We start from the raw sequence: 17862 nt of genomic DNA on the forward strand, positions 1-17862 counted from the left end.
GCGACGTCCTGCACCGTCGTGAACACGCCGTCGACCGTATTGCCGAGCATCACCTTCTTCACGACTTCCTCTTCGCTGATCCCGAGCTCCTTCGCCTGCTCCGGAATCTGCTTGTCGACCAGCGGCGTGCGCACGAAGCCCGGACACACGACGTGCGAGCGCACGTTGTGCTTCGCGCCTTCCTTCGCCAGCACGCGGGCCAGGCCGAGCAGGCCGTGCTTGGCCGTCACGTACGCCGACTTCAGCGGCGACGCTTCGTGCGAGTGCACCGAACCCATGTAGATCACGACACCGCCGCGATCGTCCTTGTACATGTGCTTGAGCGCGGCCTTGGTCGTCAGGAATGCGCCGTCGACGTGGATCGCCTGCATCTTCTTCCAGTCGGAGAACGAGTAGTTCTCGATCGGGTTGACGATCTGGATGCCCGCGTTCGACACGAGGATGTCGACCGAGCCGAACGTTTCGGCCACCTTGTCGATACCGCTGTTCACGGCTTCCTCGTTCGTCACGTCCATCGCGACGCCGATCGCCTTGCCGCCGGCCTTGACGATCTCGTCGGCAACGGCGTTCGCGCCGTCCTGGTTCAGGTCGGCGATCGCGACGGCCGCGCCCGCTTTCGCGAGCTCGAGTGCGATTTCCTTGCCGATGCCGCTCGCGGCGCCCGTGACGACTGCGGTCTTGCCATTCAGGTTGCTCATGTTCGAATTCCCGTGGTGAAAGGTTTGACAGGGAGAAAGGACTGCGGACGTGTTACTGAGCCAGGTAATCGTAGACGACTTCGCCGAGGCCCAGCGTCAAATCCGCGACGATGTGCCGGGCTTCGACGATTTCGAGCACGGGGAGGTCGGCTACCGGCGCGAGCGCGTGCGGCGCCAGCTCGAGCGATGCGGGGCCCGTCCACGCGCCCTTCATCTTGATGTCCTGCATGTAGTAGCGCACCAGTTCGCAGACGCGCGCGGTGCCGTCGACGTGCGGGATGATCTTCAGCAGGAAATTGGGGCCGGCAAGACGCTTCGTCTGCTCGTCGATGTCGAGTTCCTTGTGCTTGTAGCCCATCGTGCCGGTCGCGACGCGCACCTTGCCGTAGTCGAGCGTGCCGAGGAGGTGGTCGGTGTTCACGTGCAGCGTGGGCGATGCGAGTTTCTTCGGGAAGCCCCACAGTTCGCGGCCGCCGGCGATCGGCGGGTGATCGTCGAGATACATCGCGAGCGTATAGCCGCCCGGCTGGCCGTTGTATTCGACGGGAATGACCTGGCCGCTTTCGGTGTAATCGCCGAAGCCGGTCGAATCGGCCATGCGGATGAATTCGTAATGCACGAGCGGCTCGGTGACCTGCAGCGGCTCGGGGACGATTTCGCGGAGACGGTCCGGATCGGTGCGATACGTGATGATCAGGAACTCACGATCGACGAAACGGTAAGGGCCCATCGGGAAGGCAGGGCTGGTCAACGGCATCGCAAACGCTTTCGATCGGACATCGCTGGGTTTCATGCGGACTCCTTGTTGTTGATCGCTTCGTGGATGAGTGCTCGTAAGCTCGTAATCCTATGCCTGTGCGTTGCCGTTGTGCGATGCCGCATGTGGAATTAATTGTTGCCGATTTCGTAGAATTCGACGCGTAAATATTGAGATGAATGATGCAAACGGCCTGGACGGCACCCGGCGTCCCGATATTCGCATGCATCGATGACGTCACGATGTGAAAAAGGTGAGCCTTTACGGGATGGTAGGTGAGCTTTTCCGGGAGGCGGTCGCTCGGGAATGTGACAATTGTGTGAACTTGTGCTGCAGTGCAGGCTCTAAGTGCGTTCGCCGCGGCGGGCTTCGTCGCGTGCGACTGCCGCATTAAGCATCGCTTAAGCGGGAGCGCCCTAGCATCGTTCGTATCAGGCCGGGCAACCGGCCGAGTTTTTACGCCCCACGCAACCGGATTCATGCAGACCCTCAATCTCACCCTTTTTTCCGCCATCAACGCCGGGGTTGCGCCGCAGCCGGGCGTTGCCCGCCTCGCCATCTTCGCCGCCGACTGGCTCGTCTATGCGCTGCCCGCGATGCTGCTGCTGACCTGGATCTTCGGCGCACGCACGACGCGGCGCCAGGCGATCGAAGCCGGCGTCGGCGTGTGCGTGGCGATCGCGCTCGCGCAGGTCATCGGGCATTTCTGGTTCTCGCCGCGTCCGTTCATGGCCGGCGTCGGCACGCAACTGATTCCGCATGCGCCGGACAGCTCGTTTCCGAGCGACCACATGACGTTCGCGTGGAGCATGGCAGTCGGGTTGATGCTCGGCGGCACGACCCGGCTCACCGGGTTCGTGATGGCCGCGTTGGCCGCGGCGATTGCATGGGGGCGTATCTATGCGGGCGTGCACTGGCCGTTCGACATGGCGGGCGGCGTGCTGGTCGGCACGGCCGGCGCGCTGGCCGCGCACCTGTACGGACAACGCGCGACCGCGCTGCTCGAACGGCTCGGCGATTCGGTGCATGCAGTCGTGATGGGGCGCCGGCACGCGCCGTAAGCGGGGGGGCGGGCCGGACGCCGTCAGCCGGGTGTCCTGGCCGGTTCAGCCGATGCGGATGGTCCGCCGCCCGCATCGTGCAGTTCGGGCGTATCGGCCGGATGTTGCGCGGCGTCGCGGTCGAGCGCGCTTTCCTTCAGGATCGCGCACATCGCGACGAACAGCGCAAGTACCACCGCGGCAAGGCCGCAATAGCCGGCGATCTTCAGGTTGCGAAGGAAAGGCGAAGCGGGGCTTTCTTTTGTCATGACCGGACGCTCCTGGGCAGGCTGCGACGGCTGTCGCCCGACAGCGGCGTCGCACACACAGATATATACCAGTCGCGATAGCGGTGCCAAGCCCGCTGGTGCGCCGACGCGACGATTGTGTCATCCGCCGGTCAACCGGGTACGCCTTTGACGGCTACCCGCATCCGTCAGTCTTCCAGGGTTTCGTGCACGGCCGCCGCGCCGCGCTTCCAGTAGGCCGCCGCGCGGATGCGCGATTTGTCGACGCCGCGCTCGCCGGTCAGGTGCTGGCGTACCGCGCGCATCGACAGCGCTTCGCCTGCCGCCCACACGTAGCCGTCGCCGGACGGCGGCAGCGGCAGGTCGCGCACGGCATTCAGCAGCTCGTCGCCGTTTGCGGCGTCGGCTTCGGCGCGGAAGCGCCAGATTTCATGCACGTCGGCGCGCGTGTCGAACGCGATCTGCGCGGTGCGATCCGCGACTTCCATCACGACGACCGCGCGCGCACCGGCCGGCAATTCCTCGAGGCGCCGCGCGATGGCCGGCAGCGCCGTATCGTCGCCGATCAGCAGGTGCCAGTCGAAACCGGTCGGGACAACGAACGATCCGCGCGGACCGCCGATACCGAGCCATTGGCCGACGCGTGCCTGGGCGGCCCACTGCGACGCGGGGCCCGGATGGTTCAGCACGAATTCCAGGTCGAGTTCGCGGGCGGCGCGGTCGAAGCGGCGCGGCGTGAAGTCGCGCGCGACCGGCCTCGGTTCGCCTTCCGGAAACTCCGGGCCGTTCGCGCCGAGCGTCGGCATCGCAGGCCGTTCGGCGCCGGGCGGCGGGAAAAATACCTTCACGTGATCGTCGAACGACGCGGATTCGAAATCCGCGAGATCCGGGCCGCCGAGCGTGACGCGCAGCAGGTGCGGCGTCACGGCATGCACGCGCAGGACCTGCAGCAAGCGGAACTTGAGGGTGTGGCGCACGCGGGTCACGGTGCGCTCGGATGTGTTCTGCATCAATCCGTTCTCCTGAGGTTTGACGGGGCGGCGCGGATCACGCGCCGGTACCACCTTCGATTTCGCCCGTCGCGCGGCGCAAGATGGCCGCGACGCGGCGCTGTTCATCCGGGCCGGCTGCGCTCTTGTGCAGCAACGCGCGCTTGAGTGCGAGGCGCGCCTCGACGAACTCCGGCAGCCAGCCTGCTTGCGTTTCGTCCTGCGTTTCGTTGCCCGCCGATTCCCCGGCGAACGCACGGCGCATGAACTCCATCTTGCGCGCGAGGTGCGTGAGGCGTGCGAACAGCGTGTCGACCCGTTCGCGCTGGGCGTCGAGATGGGTGCGGCCGGCGTCGGTCAGTGCATAACGCTTGCGGTTGCCTTCCGCCTGCGACGCGACGAAGCCGACTTCTTCGAGATACGTGAGCGCCGGATACACCATGCCGGGGCTCGGGCTGTAGAAACCGTTCGAACGCGTGTCGAGCGCCTTGATCAGTTCGTAACCGTGGCTCGGTTGCTCGGCGACGAGCGCAAGCAACAGCAACTGGAGATCGTCGGAGCTGAACTGGCGGCCGCGTGGCATGCCGTCGTCGCCGAAATCGCCAAAGCCGCCGCGCCCGCCACGGCCGCCGAACGGGCCGCCGCCACCGAACGGATCGTGGCCGCGACGGTGGCGGCCGATCGCGTACCAGAGACCGGCGAACCAGTCAGGGCGGGCATGCGCACCATGACCGTCGCTTCGGGCATGGCCGCGGGAAGGGTTGTGTCGCATGATCGTGTCCTATATGTCGGAAAACATATCTAAAGATATATATCGAAAGATAGGCCGTCAAGGGGATTTATTGGGGATGGATGGTGGGGCCGGCAAAAAGGTGACCTCTTTTGCGGTGCTTGAGCAGAACTACTGAGATCGTATTTTCAATAGTTTTTAGCGGGCGAGTTCGTTTGCCGAGACATCGAATATCTGTCGATCCGCTTGCCCGCCTCGGTAGACGAGCATGCCGACGTCGTCAGCTCGACGCTGTGACCACGCTTGTTGGAGCAACCCACGAGCAGGAGGGGCGAAGATTGTGTTCGAGCGATGTAACAACTGGGTCGCCAACTGGCCGGGCACTGTACGAGCGTTGCGCATCGAGCGCCGCAGTTGTGGCGCGGTTCGAAACTTGCGGTGTCTTTTGGGGAGCGATATTGCGACGCTCTTGAATTTCAGTGACGGTTCGCCGATAACGCCGCACTCTTTGTTGAAGCCCTGCATGACGGCATATGCGATATCGATCGACGCATCCGAATATGGGGCTGCCGCCCTGGCACTACGTGAACCGGGTACTCGCGCCCAGCGGATATGCGATCGAACCGCCCGACCTGATCGTCGGGTTTATGGGTTCGGTTGTTGCTGTGCCTGAAAATGTGCAGTCCCTCGATACTTAGTCTAACGAACTGATCGAGCGCTCGCTGGCCCAGATCGGAAGATCTGCTCAACTCATGCAAACGGTGTAGCGGGAGTGATTTGTCCTCGGCGATGAAGTCATCAAGACATTCGGGACGCAACGTTACTTGCTTGCGGTCCTCGCCGTCGACAAAACGCCCCTTCGTCGCTTCTCATCGGAACGGGTTGATTCAGTCCAGGTGATCGAGCGCGCTTTTATGCAGTCTCGGCCAGTAGCTGCCACTGGCCGATCCTTCAATAGACCGCTCAATTGCGTCATCGAGATTCAGAAGCGGTCGCCACGGCCCCATCCCTCGTAGAACACATCATGAGCCGGCTGAAACCGGAATCGGCCGGATATCGCCAAGACTCGCTTGTGTGGGTGCCTCGCCCAGCCATTGCATGAATTCGCCCACATGCCGCGCCCAAAGATCGGGACGAGTCATCGTGAAATGGCCCGGCGATGACGGTGTGCCCTGCTGCACCAGATACCGGCCATGCTGAAGCGTTGGCACAAGTCGCTCGAGAACGCGCAGGGTGTCGGGGTTGAATTCGTCGTCGGAGAAATTCAGGGCAAACAGCTTGGCCCGAATCCTGGAAAGCCCTGGCTCGGGATCGTAGTCAAACGACGACTTGAGCGAATAAAGAATGTCGTTCGCGTCGACATGCTCCGCCTGGAAGCGCACGGTCGCGAGAAACTTGCTTGCCGCCGCGCCGTCCGGAATTTCCTGCTGTAGCGCGGGCGCACTGTCGATCATCATTCGCAACACACCGAAGCCTTGGACCCAGCCTCGGGGCGTTTGCGTGTACTCCCCGCTCTTCCAGTCGGGATCGGAACGGATCGCGTCGATCACCATGCGCCGCCACAGCAGATTGCGGCCCGAGACCGTAATCGGTAGTGAGACCACGGGCATGACGCCGTCCATCATGTCGGGATATGTTTCCGCCCATTGCCAGGCGTTCATGCCGCCCATCGACATGCCGAGAATCGCATGAAGATGGTCGATGCCAAAGGTTTCGGTCACCAGCTTGTGCTGGAGATCGACGATGTCGCCGTAATCGTAGTTTGGAAATTTCGCCCTTAATCCGTCACTCGGTTTGCTCGACTGGCCGTGGCCCACGTTGTCGGGAAAAATCAGGTAGTAGCGATTCGCGTCGAGTGGACGTCCCCGGTCGAACAGCGCTTTTGTGTAGGTCGGACTCAGCAGCGTTCGACTGTCCGCGCCGGTCCAGTGCAGGACCAGGACGGCGTTGTCAACGGCACCATGGGCATTGCGATGCGGCGTGCCGAGCGTTGCGTAGTGGATCCTCAGCCGGGGCAGCGTCTCGCCATCCCGGAACCGGTAGTTGTCGAACCAGGCATCGGCCTCAACGGCCGTCGGATTCGCGCGCGGGTCCCGCGGCGCCGTCGCTTCGCCGGCGGAGGCGGCCGACGGGATACCGGGCTGCGCCGACGCGGTGTCCTCAAACGTGGGGCCGCACAGCAGCAAGCCGAACAGCACGCTGGCTGCGGCACGGGTACGACGAAAGTTCACGATGATTTCCTTGTCCGATTGAAGAAGCGGTTTTGCACAGGGCGCGCCAGTGCCGTTGCTTCGGCAAGCTTCACCGCACGTTCGAGAGGCCCGGGCGGCGGCGCAGCAGGTCGAACGCCATGATGTGGCTCGCTCCTGATATTCCGACACCGTAGAACGGGATCAATGCCATCGGCAGTGTCTGGATGCCGGACATGCGGGGATCGTTGAGCAGGAAATAGGTCAATCCCGTACCGACCGCCACGACGAAATCTGCGAACCCGAACAGATGAAAGATCAGATACCGGTTGCGTGTTTTCGGCAGCATGGTGACGCCGAACGCCATCAACCCCGCGATGAGGTCCCCCCATCCCGCGTTCCTGACGAACGCTTCCGGCAGGAGATCGTGCGCCCCGTACCAGAAGAAGACCAGCGCGGCCGCAATCCGCCAGATATGAAACGCCGTCAGCGTTCTTAGCCCGATGGTCGCGATGTATGTGCGAAAGCCCCGGGACATCGAATAAACGGCAACCGGCGCCACGATACCGAGGGCAATGAGGCAGGCGAGCCCCAGCGGGTAGATCGCTCGATAAACCCCCGCTTCGGCCGCCGCGGCAACGGCCAATCCCCAGACGATCAGCACACCCAGCAAGCCCGTCCCGCCGTTCTTCCGGATCTCGACGATCTGATTCATTTCCGAATCCAATTAGGTTAACTAAGCATTGATCGAATTACCGGTATCGAATGGACGTGACGCCGTAGATTAAAGCGCGCCCTTTCTGCCGTCTTCGGACACCTTCAGAAGCGGCACCGACTTGAGCAGGGTTTCCGGCTGCACCCGCTCCCAGAGACTTCCTTTGCCTTGCTGCCGGCCACGCTCGTCTTCGCGTCGAAGCCATTGCTCGACGGTCCGGATACGGTTCGGATGGATTTCGTCGAGTAGCGCGTAGTCGCGTCGGATGACGCCGTGCTTCCAGATGTTCCAGAAACCGGTGAAGTTGTCGCGGAAACTCATCGTGCTCTTGTCATTCGGGTCCGCGTTGTATCCGGCGGGCGAGCTCGCCGCCATCTTGAGCGGGCCGTTCCAGTAAGTGTCCAGATCCGTGTCGATGTAGCGCGCCGGATGCCCCGTTACCCGTTCGAACGCCTCGGCCAGCTTCCCGTACTCGACGTGCTCGATGGCGACCTGGAGATCCATGCCGTTCGCGCGCTCCGGGTGGTCGAACAGCCAGCGCGCGTAGTAGCCGCAATCCTCCAGTGCGACATGCGGCACCGCGCCGTTGCCGAGCGGCACGCGCCAGGTGACGACTCCGTTCTCGACGAAGGGCATCATCGGCGTCTTCGCCGAAATGGCCATCTCCATGTATGGCCCGGTGGTGAACACGGCCGCGCCCATGCGGTCCCGGTTCGTCTGGTTCTGGAACAGGATCCATTCGCCCACGCGGCCCTTGCCGTCGTAGTGGCCAGCACGAAAGCGCGAATCGTAGCCGGCCTGTTTGAGCGCGTAGTCGAGGTTGCCATACACGAAGAACTCGATGCCTTCTTCCAGCGCGATTTCGTAGCAACGTATCGCCCAGTAGATCTCCGTTTTCTCGCCGGTGTTGAACCCGTCCAGATTGACGTACGCACCGTCGCAGCCGCGAAAGCCTGCCCGCAGAACGGCTTCGTCGGCAAACGTGCCTTTCAGGATCGACACGTTGCCGAGTGCGAGCAGCGCCTTGGCGCGCCGGGAATCGGGATCCCGGCTCAACGCGCGAACGGAATACTTGCCGTCCGCGACGAGCGCGCTGATGACAGGCAGGCCCTGCGCGCCTGTACCGCCGATGACGAAGATTCTGGAAGGGGCATGAGGAGGCATGATGGGTTCCTTGAGTTCGATGCTACGGACGCTCACCGACGACGTCGGTCAACAAGTGGGACACTCACTCTTATAATAAGAGTGAGTGTCCCACAAGACAAGAATATTTCGGCACTTGAACTGGGAAGGCGGCGGGCTCTTGGGGGGAAACGTCCTGTCGACGCTCATGCGACTCTTATAATGAGACTCACTCTCGGCGACGATCGCCGGGGCTAATCAGGGAAACGGCCATGCGCTCGAAGGGTTTTGACGGAATGGTGTGCCCGATTGCCGGCGTCATGGCGGCGATCGGCGACCGATGGGGCTTGCTGATACTGCGCGACCTTGTCTGCGGGCTCAGCCGGTACGACGAGTTTCGCCAGTCGTCCGGCATCACCAACGCGACGCTCAGCGACCGGCTCAAGCATCTGGAGGCCAACGGCCTCGTTGAGCGTAGGCGCTATCAGGTGAATCCGGAGCGATTTGAATATCTCCTGACTCACAAGGGCTGGCAGATCGCCCCGGTGATGCCGGTACTTGCCCAGATTGGGGACAGTCTGGACGTTTCCGGCGCTTCGGCGCCTCCGATGAAGTTCGTGAATCGAAAGACAGGCGCCGAGGTGCGGTGGAGCTTTATCGATCAGGAGACGGGGGAGCGGACCGACGCGGCGGATCTGGAGGTCCAGGAAGGTCCCGGTGCAGACGAGCTGGTCCGCTGGCGCCTGTCGCACGGTAACCGGCGTCGCCGAAAAGCAGATCCGCCTGGCGGACGAGCGCCTGCTTGATGGTCGCCCGGGTTTCTCCGTAGAACTTCATCAGGTCCTTCCCGGACACCTCGTCAGGCAGCATGCTGCGCCGGCGATCGTGGGCGATCCTGGCGAGCAGCGCATCCTCGGCCCTCGCCGAGTGTTTCGCTTGATCAGCTCGACATCTCGTGGTGCCCACCGACGTCGCCCGGCGTGCAGGCGCTGATCGAAACAGGCGGCGCCGTGTCGATTGATAACCTCGGTGCATCAATTCTTCCAAAAATCGCACTTATCGTTTGATCGACGCCGGGAGAACATTCCGGAAAACGACAATCGTCCCGCCCCGCATATTTCCGGATTTTCAGGAGACACCTCGATGCACCCCTCGTCCAGCCTTCCGGCCGAACGTTCGAAGGCCGCCGCGATCTTTCGCGTCACGGCCGGCAATTTTCTCGAGCAGTTCGACTTCTTCCTGTTCGGCTTCTACGCCACGCAGATCGCCAATGTCTTCTTCCCTGCGCAAAGCGAGTTCGCTTCGTTGATGATGACCTTCGCCGTGTTCGGCGCCGGCTTCCTGATGCGGCCGCTGGGCGCAATCGTGCTGGGCGCGTACATCGACGAGGTAGGCCGCCGCAAGGGCCTGATCGTCACGCTGTCCATCATGGCGAGCGGCACCATCCTGATCGCGTTCGTGCCGGGCTACGCGTCGATCGGGCTGCTGGCGCCCGTGCTCGTACTGATCGGGCGGCTGCTGCAGGGCTTCTCCGCAGGCGCCGAGCTGGGCGGTGTATCGGTCTATCTCGCCGAGCTGGCAACGCCCGGCCGCAAGGGCTTCTTCACCAGCTGGCAATCGGCCAGCCAGCAGGTTGCGATCGTCATCGCGGCGGGCCTCGGCTTTGTGCTCAATCAGTGGCTGAGCGCATCGCAGATCGCCACCTGGGGATGGCGCGTGCCGTTCTTCGTCGGCTGCATGATCGTGCCGTTCATCTTCATGCTGCGCCGCAACCTGGAGGAAACCCAGGAATTCAAGGCGCGCAAGCATCGCCCGGGCATGAAGGAAGTGTTCGGCACGCTGGTTCAGAACTGGGGCGTCGTGGTCGCCGGCATGATGCTGGTCGCGATGACCACCACGAGCTTCTATCTGATCACCGTCTATGCGCCGACCTTCGGCAAGACGGTGCTGCATCTGAGCACCGCCGACAGCCTGCTCGTGACACTCTGCGTCGGCGTGTCGAACTTCGTGTGGCTGCCGATCGGCGGTGCGCTGTCCGATCGGTTCGGCCGTCGGCCGCTGCTGGTCGGCATGACGATGCTCACCGTCCTGACCGCCTATCCGGCGCTGTCGTTCCTCGCTCACGCGCCGTCGTTCGCCAACATGCTGCTCGTCCTGCTCTGGCTCTCGTTCATGTACGGGATCTATAACGGTGCGATGGTCGTCGCGCTCACCGAAGTGATGCCGGTGCAGGTGCGTGTCGCGGGCTTCTCGCTCGCCTACAGCCTCGCGACGGCCGTGTTCGGCGGCTTCACGCCGGCCATCTCGACCGGGCTCATTCACATGACGGGCGACAAGGCCGCACCCGGCTACTGGATGAGTTTCGCCGCGGTGTGCGCGCTGCTTGCGACGTTCGCGCTCTACCGTCACCGCACGGCGACGCTCACGCCGGCGCATTGATGTTCAGCCCATCCGAAACCTCACCCACCCACACGAATTCGCATGACCACGACCATGAGAAATCAGCTCCTGAAATTTTGCGCGACCGCGCTCGTCGCCACCGCGGCGTTTGCGGCCAACGTACAGGCGGCCGAGCTCCACGTGATGAGCTCGGGTGGCTTCACGGCCGCTTATAAACTGCTCGGCCCGCGGTTCGCGTCCACGACCGGCAATACGCTCGACACCGCGCTCGGCCCGTCGATGGGCAAGTCGCCCGAAGCGATTCCGAACCGGCTCGCGCGCGGCGAGCCCGCCGACGCCGTCATCATGGTCGGTTACGCGCTGGACGAACTGATCAAGCAACGCAAGGTCATCCCGGGATCCCGCGTCGAGCTGGCCGATTCGCGCATCGGCATGGTCGTGCGCGACGGCGCGGCAAAGCCCGACATCAGCACCGCCGAAGGTCTCAAGCAGGTGCTGCTGCACGCGAAGTCGATCGCCTACTCGGACAGCGCGAGCGGCGTGTATATCGAACGCGAGTTGTTCAGGAAGCTCGGCATCGAGGAGCAGGTGAAGTCCAAGGCGAAGATGATCCCGCGGATTCCGGTGGCGTCTGTCGTCGCGAACGGCGACTACGAAATCGGCTTCCAGCAGGTCAGCGAGCTGCTGCCCGTCCACGGTGCGACCTTCGTCGGCAAGATTCCCGAATCGCTGCAGTCCGTCACGCGCTTCGCTGCCGGCATCCCCGTCGGCGCGCAGCATCCGAAGGAAGCGAAGGCGCTGCTCGATTATCTGGCGTCGCCCGACGTGCAGGCCGACGTGCAATCGACCGGGCTGGATTCCGCTTCCGCTCATTGAGCCTGATCGACGGGAAGGCTGGTGTCAGACCGCCTTCCCGTCACCGCCGCCGTCTCCCGCGACACCGTTGTCATCGGCCCCGTCCGGCGAGGCCGGCCCGCCCGCCGCGAGCCTCTGCGCAAGACGCGTACGATCGCACGCACCTTCCCACAGCGAAACGAAGATCACCGCGCACGCATTGCTGATCACGCTGGTCAGGGCACGCGCCTCCGACATGAAGCGATCGATGCCGACCAGCAGTGCGACGCCGGCGACGGGCAGGTCGGGCATGACGGCGAGTGTGGCGACCAGCGCGACCAGCCCGCTACCGGACACACCGGCCGCCCCCTTCGATGTGAGCAGCATGATGGCGAGCATCACCGCGATCTGCGACGCGGAGAGCGGCACGTCGCACGCCTGGGCGATGAACAATGCCGCGAGCGTCAGATAGATCGCGGTACCGTCCAGATTGAAGGAATAGCCCGCCGGCAGCACGAGCCCCACGATGCCCTTGTCGCAGCCGAGTGCCTCCAGCTTGACGATCAGACGCGGCAGAACGGGCTCCGTGGACGACGTCGCGAGGACGATGAGCAATTCTTCGCGCATGTAGCGCAGGAGCCGCCACAGCGCGAAACCATGCAGTCGCGCGAGCGGTGCGAGCACCAGCGCGACGAACAGCACGCAGGCCACGTAGAAGGACGCCATCAGCTTCGCGAGCGAGCCGACCGAACCGATGCCGAAACGGCCCACCGTGAACGCCATCGCGCCGAATGCGCCGAGCGGCGCGAGCCGCATGATCATCGCGAGCACGCGAAAGACGACCTGGGCGACACCGTCGATCAGCGCAAGAACGGGCCGGCCGGCCCGCGGGTGCGCATTCAGCGAGAAGCCGAACAACAGCGACAGCAGCAGCACCGGCAACACTTCGCCTTTGGCGAACGCGCCGAGCATCGTGTCCGGAATCACGCTCAGCCCGAACGCGACAAGCCCCCGCGGCTCCGCATGCTTCGCATACGGAGCGAGGATGCCTGGATCCAGGTGGTGGACATCGACGTGCATGCCGGCGCCGGGCTGCAGCACATATGCGGTGACGAGTCCGAGCGCGAGCGCAGCGGCGGTCAACAGATAGAAGAGCGCCAGTGCCCGCACGATCGTGCGGCCGATCGCCTTCCCGTTCGCCAGCGACGTGATGCCCGAGACGATCGTGCAAAAGACGATCGGCGCGATGGTCATCTTGACCAGGCCGACGAACGCATCGCTGAGGGGCTTGAGCATCGTGCCCGCCGCGGGCCACGCGTGACCGATGCCCATGCCGAGCATCATCGCGAGCAGAACCTGCACGTAAAGCGATCCAAGCGGCCTGGCCAACCTCACTGTCCGGTCTTCCTTCGTGTCTCTCTGTCGTCGTTATGCCGATGCGCCACTGCTTGCGGTCCCGCCACGCTTCGCGTCGATGACCATCCGATGAAATGCCTCGGCGGCCGGTGTGAGCGGTCGTCCGCGCCGCTTCACGATTCCCACGCGCCGTTTGACGACCGGTTCGACGAGCGGCACGCTCGTGAGGATCGGGTGGTCATGCCCAGGCATCGCCATCGACGGGACCGCGGCGACGCCGAGCCCCGCTTCGATCAATCCGAGCAGGGTCGTCACGTGGCGTGTCTCGCAGACGCTCGGCGCGCGCGGCGCGACGGCGGTCAGCGCCTGGTCGAGCAGCAGACGGTTGCCGGAAGTCTTGTCGACCGACACGTAATCGTGCTCGTAAAGCTCGTTCCAGGTCACGCGCTTCTTGCGCGCGAGCGGGTGGTCGCGGCGACAGGCGGCAACGAAGCGTTCCTGGAGCAGCACCTTGAACTCGATCTCCGCCTCCTGGCTGCCGATGAAGCTCACGCCGAAATCCGCCTCGCCGCTGATGACGGCCCCGAGCACCTCGTTGGCGCTCGCATCGAGCAGCTTCACCCGGATGCGCGGAAAGCGCTGATGATAGCGCGCGACGATGGCGGGAAGAAAGTAGTAGGCGACCGACGGCACGCATGCGATCGTCACATGGCCCAGGCGGCTCGATGAAACGTCGCGAATGCCGAGCAGGGCGGCATCGAGATCGTCGAGCAGTTGTTCGGCACTCTGCGCGAACACGCGCCCGACCGTGGTGAGCGAGACGCTGCGCGTGGTGCGCTCGAACAGTCGCACGCCGAGCGCTTCCTCGAGCTTGTCGATACGACGGCTCAAGGCCGGCTGGGAAATGTTGACTGCGTCGGCGGCCTTTCGGAAGCTGCCCGTTTCCACGACGGCGCGAAATGCCTGCAAGTCGGTTAAATCGAAGTTGATCCCCACAGGCAAATCTCCGCCACTCAGATGCGGTGCATTGTGCATGATTCCGCCGGTGCCAGGCGCGTTGCGTTGCCTGAAACCGATGTCTTCGGGTTTGCCCGCCGTGGTTGCCCGAACCGCGCACGATAGTCCCGCGGTGATGCGCCGACGCATGTTGCAAACGCACGCTGCAACGCGTCCACGCTTCCGGATCCCGATCGTTCGGCTATCCGTTCGAGTGGCCGGTCGGCCCGCTCCAGCCGTGCCTTCGCACACCCGACCCGCGCAGCCGGCACGTAACGGGCCGGCGAGAGCCCGGTCTCTTTGAGGCGTGTGATCCTTGCGCGGCGGCAGGTCGTCGGATCGTGGAAATCGAGGGGATTACCGTGCGACCAAGGTCGCGTGGATGACTTTTGGCAGCCACGCATACGCAATCGTTACCAGCGTCACGCCGACGACGAGCATCGGCACAACCATCGGCCATGCGCCAGCTTGATAACGCGGATCGGCGAATCCCGCTGCCGTTTGTCCTACGCTGAACGCGAAAAACATCATGATGAAGCCGGACCAGGATACGGCGCGGCCTGCAAGTTGAGGTAGGCCGCTGACCGCCCCTGCCTGCCCGCACGGCTGATGGATTCCGTGGCCGAGGCAATACACGCCATGCCCGACGAGCAGCGGCCAGATGCTGCCGGGAAGCAGCGCGCACCCCAATGCCTGGATCACCGCGCCGCAGAGGCTCAGCGTTGCGCCTTGCCGCACCGTTCGCAACATGCTCTGACGGCGCAGCAGCACGCGGCAGCCGAACGTGCTCAGGACATAGACGAGCGTACCGCTCGCCGGTATCCAGCCATAACGCTGGGGCGAGATGCCGAACTGCCCGATGTAGATGGCCGGAGACAGCAGCAGAAAGCAGAACATGCCGGTGTACGTCGACGCGGCCAGCAGTGTCCATACCCTGAACGGGGCATTGCCGAATATCTCGCGCACCTCCCGGGTCGAGTCCCGGCTCGGCGCGCTTCGCGCGAAGCTTTCCTCGAAGCCGTACCAGCACATGACGAGCAGCCCGAACGCATACACGCTCATCCCCGCGAGCACCCATCGCCATCCGGCTTGCTGTGCGACATACGCACCGAGGATCGGGGCGAGGAACGCCATCATTCCCATCCCCATGAAACCGCGCGCCATCACGTACGGGCCGTCGCCCGCCGAATACCGGTCGCGCACTGTCGCACGGGCGCATACCAGTATCGCGGCCATGGCCAGCCCCTGCATCGCGCGAGCGGCCACCAGCATCGCCGCAGTCGAGGCCAGCGCAGCGGCCAGTGCGGACAGTGCATAGAGTGCAAGGCCGGCCAGCAGGACGGGGCGGCGGCCGAACCGGTCGGAAAGGCTGCCCATCGGCAATTGCCCGACACCGAATATCAGCGCGAAAACCGTGAGGCTGACACTGGCGGAGCCCAGCGTGGCGGCGATTTCGGGCAGCGCCGGCAGGTAACTGTCGGTCGCCACCGGCTGGGCCGCCAGCAGAAGCGGCAACATGAGCGCGAAGTTCAGGCGAGCGGGTCGCGTGGAGTCCGGCATGGCGGTTTTCGACACGGTATCGGGCATCGTGCTTCGAGTAAGGGCTGCGGTTACGCCAGGTTGCTCGCCCGGCGAGGGCGGCCGCGGCGAGCTGAAATGGCTGGGCGGAAGGGGCGCCGAACCCGACGCCCCGCCGAACGCCGGCTAGCTGCCGACGGATCCGGGCACGGGTTCGCGCGCGATGCGATCGTGCGACAGCGCCTCGGCGCGCAGCAGGTCGTATTCTGCCTTGCCGACCGGTTGCGCGTTCGCTCGGCCCAGGTCGTTCAAATGGACACGACTGGTCTCGCGTGCGCTCCAGGCCGCGAGCGACGCGATCACGGTGATGCCGAACGCGATCGCACCGACGATCAGCCAGACGTGATGGGCGCCGGGCGGCGCGACCGCGGTGAACAGCGCGGGCAGCATCGCCGTGGCCGCGGTACCGAGGTTCTGCGCGATGGCCATCGCCGAGACGCGCGTGCGGGTCGGGAAGAGTTCCGGGTAAAAGGCGGGAAATACCGCGTTGTAGCCCTGGTACACCACGCCCCACATCAGCATCGACATCACGAATGCGAGCGGCACGTTCCGGATGCTGATCGCATACAGGTACGCGAACGCGAGCAGCCCGGCGGCCAGCGAGCCGACGATGATCGGCGGCCGGCGGCCGACGCGGTCGGACAGGTTGCCGACGAACGGAATCACGATCATCGCAACGATGTTGCCGACCACCGTGATCCAGAGATAGACATCCTTCTGGAATCCGATTCCATATGCAGGCTGAACCGCATAGGCCGCGCCGAAGATCGTCGCGACGACCGGAATCACGTTCATCATCGACATGCAGGCCACGCGCAGCATGTCGGGAAAGTGGTGCCTGAAAGCGTCGGCCACCGGCGAGCCGGCTTGCGACCGGTTGCGTACCGCTTCGTCGAAGGCCGGCGACTCGTCGACCTCGCGGCGAATGATCAGTCCCGCGACGATGACCAGCGCACTCAGCAGGAACGGAATGCGCCAGCCCCAGCTATCGAATTGCGCGGACGGCATGTAGTAGGCGAGCGGCAGGAACACGGCGGCGGCCAGCACTTGCCCGGCCTGCACGCCCTGCAGCGTGAAGCTGACGAAGTAGCCGCGCCGGCCGAACGGCGCGTGTTCCAGGATCATCGAGCTCGCGCCGGTGATCTCGCCGGCCACGGCGAAACCCTGCAGCAGGCGCAGCGTGACCAGCAGGGCGGGCGCGATCAGCCCGGCTTGCTGATAGGTCGGCAGGAGGCCGACGCCGACGGTCGAGATGCCCATCAGGAACATGCAGAACAGCAGGACGGTTTTCCGTCCGCGCGTGTCGCCGAGGTGGCCCAGCACGAACGCGCCGATCGGGCGGGACACGTAGCCGACGCCGTAAGTGGCCAGCGACGCGATGATGGCCGTCGTGGGGCTGCCGTGCGGAAAAAATATCTGCGGGAAGATCAGCGCCGATGCCGTGGCGTAGATGAAGAAATCGTAGTATTCGAGCACCGATCCGATCCAGCCGCTGATCGCGGCTTTTCTCGATTGGTGCCTGCCCCTGGGCTCGTCTCGCAAGGTCGTGGTCATCGTCGTCTCCGGATATTGATATGTGTGCCGGGCAAGGCGGTGATGCGGGGAGTCGTCACTGCCCGATGTGTCGACCCCGTCGTGCGACCTGACCGCGGCCTGTCGATACGGCGCGCGGCGAGCACGCGCGGTGCGCAACGCCGCGCCCTGGCGACGGCTGCGCATGCGCGTCGGTCCCGCATCGGCAGCCGATGCGGGAATCGGCTTATTCGTCGCCGAGCGCCGAAACCGCGGCCCTCAGCGCGAGCAGATAACTTTGGACACCGAAACCGCAAATCTGCCCGCTGACGATCTCGGCCAGGACGGAGTGATGCCGGAACGGCTCGCGTGCGTGAATGTTGGACATGTGCAGTTCGACGATCGGGCACGTGAGGATCGCAAGGGCATCGCGAATGCCGTAGCTGTAATGCGTCCATGCGCCCGCGTTGATCAGCACCGCGTCCTGGTGTTCCTCGAAAGCGCGATGAATGCGCTCGCACATCGCGCCTTCGTGGTTCGTCTGGAACGATTCCACCTGCACACCCAGTTCCGTCGCCAGCCCTTGCAGCCGCGCATCGATCTGCGCGAGCGTGATCGTCCCGTACTGCGCCGGATCGCGCTTGCCGAACATGTTGTGATTGATGCCGTGCAGCATCAGGATCTTCTTCATGCGAATC

The 17862-nt window shown here is 64.2% G+C and carries 18 protein-coding genes and 1 pseudogene; 4 read left to right on the plus strand and 15 right to left on the minus strand.

The genetic code is table 11. The features are described from left to right. Both VK92_RS12650 and VK92_RS12655 read right to left on the minus strand, forming a co-directional pair. A partial coding sequence (locus VK92_RS12650) for a 3-hydroxybutyrate dehydrogenase (RefSeq protein WP_048468172.1) occupies positions 1-698 on the minus strand: 698 nt, incomplete at its 3' end. A gap of 52 nt (positions 699-750) precedes the next feature. Continuing rightward, positions 751-1491 (minus strand): acetoacetate decarboxylase, encoded by a 741-nt coding sequence (locus tag VK92_RS12655; RefSeq protein WP_021157498.1) that lies wholly within the window; start codon positions 1489-1491, stop codon positions 751-753. A gap of 443 nt (positions 1492-1934) precedes the next feature. Between VK92_RS12655 and VK92_RS12660 the strand changes: the two genes are divergently transcribed. Next, positions 1935-2516: an undecaprenyl-diphosphatase gene (locus tag VK92_RS12660; RefSeq protein ID WP_021157499.1), complete on the plus strand. Its 582-nt coding sequence runs from the start codon at positions 1935-1937 to the stop codon at positions 2514-2516. Between the two features lie 23 nt (positions 2517-2539). Here VK92_RS12660 and VK92_RS12665 read toward each other — a convergent pair whose 3' ends face one another. The 7 genes from VK92_RS12665 to VK92_RS12690 all read right to left on the minus strand — a co-directional run bounded on the left by VK92_RS12665 (position 2540) and on the right by VK92_RS12690 (position 8566). After that, positions 2540-2764 carry a hypothetical protein gene (locus VK92_RS12665; protein WP_021157500.1) on the minus strand — a complete coding sequence of 75 codons (225 nt, stop codon included), beginning with the start codon at positions 2762-2764 and terminating at the stop codon, positions 2540-2542. A 167-nt stretch (positions 2765-2931) separates the two neighbouring features. Then, positions 2932-3753 carry a siderophore-interacting protein gene (locus VK92_RS12670; RefSeq protein WP_048021180.1) on the minus strand — a complete coding sequence of 274 codons (822 nt, stop codon included), beginning with the start codon at positions 3751-3753 and terminating at the stop codon, positions 2932-2934. A 37-nt stretch (positions 3754-3790) separates the two neighbouring features. Next, positions 3791-4504, minus strand: a complete 714-nt coding sequence (locus tag VK92_RS12675; protein ID WP_048021182.1) for a PadR family transcriptional regulator — start codon at positions 4502-4504, stop codon at positions 3791-3793. A gap of 156 nt (positions 4505-4660) precedes the next feature. Continuing rightward, the gene (locus VK92_RS41705) at positions 4661-4987 is read right to left on the minus strand and encodes a hypothetical protein (RefSeq protein ID WP_124589586.1); all 327 of its coding nucleotides are present in this window, start codon (positions 4985-4987) and stop codon (positions 4661-4663) included. 497 nt (positions 4988-5484) lie between these two features. Continuing rightward, on the minus strand, positions 5485-6693 hold the full coding sequence (locus VK92_RS12680; protein WP_231600480.1) for an alpha/beta fold hydrolase: 1209 nt from the start codon (positions 6691-6693) through the stop codon (positions 5485-5487). Positions 6694-6763: 70 nt separating this feature from the next. Beyond that, complete coding sequence (locus tag VK92_RS12685) at positions 6764-7366, minus strand: hypothetical protein (protein WP_048021184.1); 603 nt, start codon at positions 7364-7366, stop codon at positions 6764-6766. Between the two features lie 69 nt (positions 7367-7435). Continuing rightward, positions 7436-8566 (minus strand): NmrA family NAD(P)-binding protein, encoded by a 1131-nt coding sequence (locus VK92_RS12690; RefSeq protein ID WP_231616442.1) that lies wholly within the window; start codon positions 8564-8566, stop codon positions 7436-7438. A gap of 194 nt (positions 8567-8760) precedes the next feature. On the opposite strand from VK92_RS12690, the gene VK92_RS12695 reads away from it, so the two are divergent. From VK92_RS12695 to VK92_RS12705, 3 genes are all read left to right on the plus strand, one after another. Continuing rightward, a complete protein-coding gene (locus VK92_RS12695; RefSeq protein ID WP_048021188.1) occupies positions 8761-9294 on the plus strand; it encodes a winged helix-turn-helix transcriptional regulator in 534 nt (177 codons plus the stop codon). A gap of 337 nt (positions 9295-9631) precedes the next feature. Further along, complete coding sequence (locus VK92_RS12700) at positions 9632-10927, plus strand: MFS transporter (RefSeq protein WP_048021190.1); 1296 nt, start codon at positions 9632-9634, stop codon at positions 10925-10927. 54 nt (positions 10928-10981) lie between these two features. Continuing rightward, on the plus strand, positions 10982-11764 hold the full coding sequence (locus tag VK92_RS12705) for a substrate-binding domain-containing protein (protein ID WP_048021192.1): 783 nt from the start codon (positions 10982-10984) through the stop codon (positions 11762-11764). A 24-nt stretch (positions 11765-11788) separates the two neighbouring features. Here VK92_RS12705 and dctA read toward each other — a convergent pair whose 3' ends face one another. The 6 genes and pseudogenes from dctA to aroQ all read right to left on the minus strand — a co-directional run bounded on the left by dctA (position 11789) and on the right by aroQ (position 17855). After that, positions 11789-13117, minus strand: coding sequence for a C4-dicarboxylate transporter DctA (gene dctA, locus VK92_RS12710; RefSeq protein WP_048021194.1), 1329 nt, complete (start codon positions 13115-13117; stop codon positions 11789-11791). Positions 13118-13150: 33 nt separating this feature from the next. Further along, the gene (locus VK92_RS12715; protein ID WP_048021196.1) at positions 13151-14074 is read right to left on the minus strand and encodes a LysR family transcriptional regulator; all 924 of its coding nucleotides are present in this window, start codon (positions 14072-14074) and stop codon (positions 13151-13153) included. Positions 14075-14091: 17 nt separating this feature from the next. Next, a pseudogene (locus VK92_RS39915) lies at positions 14092-14379 on the minus strand (helix-turn-helix domain-containing protein); the annotation flags it as partial. A gap of 52 nt (positions 14380-14431) precedes the next feature. Continuing rightward, positions 14432-15634, minus strand: coding sequence for an MFS transporter (locus tag VK92_RS12720; protein ID WP_048021546.1), 1203 nt, complete (start codon positions 15632-15634; stop codon positions 14432-14434). Between the two features lie 144 nt (positions 15635-15778). Then, the gene (locus VK92_RS12725) at positions 15779-17206 is read right to left on the minus strand and encodes an MFS transporter (protein ID WP_048021198.1); all 1428 of its coding nucleotides are present in this window, start codon (positions 17204-17206) and stop codon (positions 15779-15781) included. 205 nt (positions 17207-17411) lie between these two features. Next, a complete protein-coding gene (aroQ, locus tag VK92_RS12730) occupies positions 17412-17855 on the minus strand; it encodes a type II 3-dehydroquinate dehydratase (protein WP_021157525.1) in 444 nt (147 codons plus the stop codon). Positions 17856-17862 lie beyond the last annotated feature (7 nt).

Source organism: Burkholderia sp. LK4, assembly GCF_001043615.1.
Lineage (GTDB): Bacteria > Pseudomonadota > Gammaproteobacteria > Burkholderiales > Burkholderiaceae > Burkholderia > Burkholderia cepacia.

Bases quoted from the DNA above. Each gene is read 5' to 3' on its own strand.
- VK92_RS12655 (WP_021157498.1), bottom strand. From the start codon at position 1,491: ATGAAACCCAGCGATGTCCGATCGAAAGCGTTTGCGATGCCGTTGACC.
- VK92_RS12660 (WP_021157499.1), top strand. From the start codon at position 1,935: ATGCAGACCCTCAATCTCACCCTTTTTTCCGCCATCAACGCCGGGGTT.
- VK92_RS12665 (WP_021157500.1), bottom strand. From the start codon at position 2,764: ATGACAAAAGAAAGCCCCGCTTCGCCTTTCCTTCGCAACCTGAAGATC.
- VK92_RS12670 (WP_048021180.1), bottom strand. From the start codon at position 3,753: ATGCAGAACACATCCGAGCGCACCGTGACCCGCGTGCGCCACACCCTC.
- VK92_RS12675 (WP_048021182.1), bottom strand. From the start codon at position 4,504: ATGCGACACAACCCTTCCCGCGGCCATGCCCGAAGCGACGGTCATGGT.
- VK92_RS41705 (WP_124589586.1), bottom strand. From the start codon at position 4,987: ATGCAGGGCTTCAACAAAGAGTGCGGCGTTATCGGCGAACCGTCACTG.
- VK92_RS12685 (WP_048021184.1), bottom strand. From the start codon at position 7,366: ATGAATCAGATCGTCGAGATCCGGAAGAACGGCGGGACGGGCTTGCTG.
- VK92_RS12695 (WP_048021188.1), top strand. From the start codon at position 8,761: ATGCGCTCGAAGGGTTTTGACGGAATGGTGTGCCCGATTGCCGGCGTC.
- VK92_RS12700 (WP_048021190.1), top strand. From the start codon at position 9,632: ATGCACCCCTCGTCCAGCCTTCCGGCCGAACGTTCGAAGGCCGCCGCG.
- VK92_RS12705 (WP_048021192.1), top strand. From the start codon at position 10,982: ATGAGAAATCAGCTCCTGAAATTTTGCGCGACCGCGCTCGTCGCCACC.
- VK92_RS12720 (WP_048021546.1), bottom strand. From the start codon at position 15,634: ATGCCGGACTCCACGCGACCCGCTCGCCTGAACTTCGCGCTCATGTTG.
- VK92_RS12725 (WP_048021198.1), bottom strand. From the start codon at position 17,206: ATGACCACGACCTTGCGAGACGAGCCCAGGGGCAGGCACCAATCGAGA.
- aroQ (WP_021157525.1), bottom strand. From the start codon at position 17,855: ATGAAGAAGATCCTGATGCTGCACGGCATCAATCACAACATGTTCGGC.